At 44.2% G+C, this 1,091-nt stretch carries 1 protein-coding gene and 1 pseudogene; both read left to right on the forward strand.

Going from position 1 to position 1,091, the window contains the following annotated elements; all coding sequences use genetic code 11:
* A pseudogene (locus ACS8FC_RS14785) lies at positions 1 to 181 on the forward strand (ABC transporter substrate-binding protein); the annotation flags it as partial.
* 499 nt (positions 182 to 680) lie between these two features.
* Positions 681 to 1,091 (forward strand): ABC transporter permease subunit (locus ACS8FC_RS14790; RefSeq protein ID WP_439297328.1); only part of this gene is annotated, 411 nt, incomplete at its 3' end.

Genomic DNA, 1,091 nt, shown 5'->3' on the forward strand with positions numbered 1-1,091 from the left:
GATAGCAGTAAGCCCAGGCGATCCGCTACAAGCAAAGATCAATCAATCCTTAGCCGATATTAAAGCCAAGGGTACTTACGATAAAATCAATCAAAAGTATTTTGCGGTGCCAGCATCTGCAACGAGTACAGCCAGTGCTGATGCGCCTGAGCAACCAGTAGTAGAGGCAGCAAGTCAGTAATCACTATGAGACAAACGTACTGTTTTTATAATGAGAGTTCGATGCGTACGTTTTGACAATGCGGTTTTGACGAACAGGTCTCAAGCAGCAGTTTTATAACGAAAAGGATATTGCCATCATGGTGATGTCCTTTTTTATTATTCCATAACCGTATCGTACGGTCATGGCATAGTCATCTCTATTCACCATTCGCTTTACTCAAATTTAGTCAGTTCGTTTCAAGCGTATTTGCCTAAGTGTCTGTTTAAGTACGGCTTAGACACAGCTTTTACGCGTCAGGATTAACATCACGGCGAGCGAATATGATAAAATCAGCGCTCATTTCTACTGTGTCAATTATCGCAGCGCCAACCGTATTCCTTTGACGTCATTTTTTGGCGCCGATCATCCTTATTGATTTGGTATAAAATACGGTACATCGCCGCGTTCAGCTATTGATGCTGATTCTTTTAACTCATATTTTGCAAATTGCTAATATAAAGAGACTGAGTGGATAATCGTGTTTGACTTACAAGGATTTGGCGCGCTTTTATTAAGCGGCGCTACCGTCACTATACAGCTTGCCATGACCAGTTTAATCATTGGTCTGGCCTTAGGCTTGCTCGGCGCAACCGCAAAGATGTCCAATATCTGGTTGCTGCGTAAGCTTGCGACTGTCTATACTGCGACGATGCGCGGTATTCCTGAGCTGCTATTGGTGCTATTCATTTATTATGGCGGCTCGATCTTATTGATGAGCATCCTCAAAAAGTTCGGCTACAACGACTATGTCGAGATTAGCGCTTTTTGGGGCGGTGTCATGGCGCTGTCTATCGCTTTTGGGGCGTATGCGACTGAGATTTTTCGCATGTCGATTCAAGAGATTCCGATAGGGCAACGAGAAGCGTCGCAAGCGATTGGTATGCGTCCT

Source organism: Psychrobacter sp. 1Y4 (assembly GCF_051847555.1).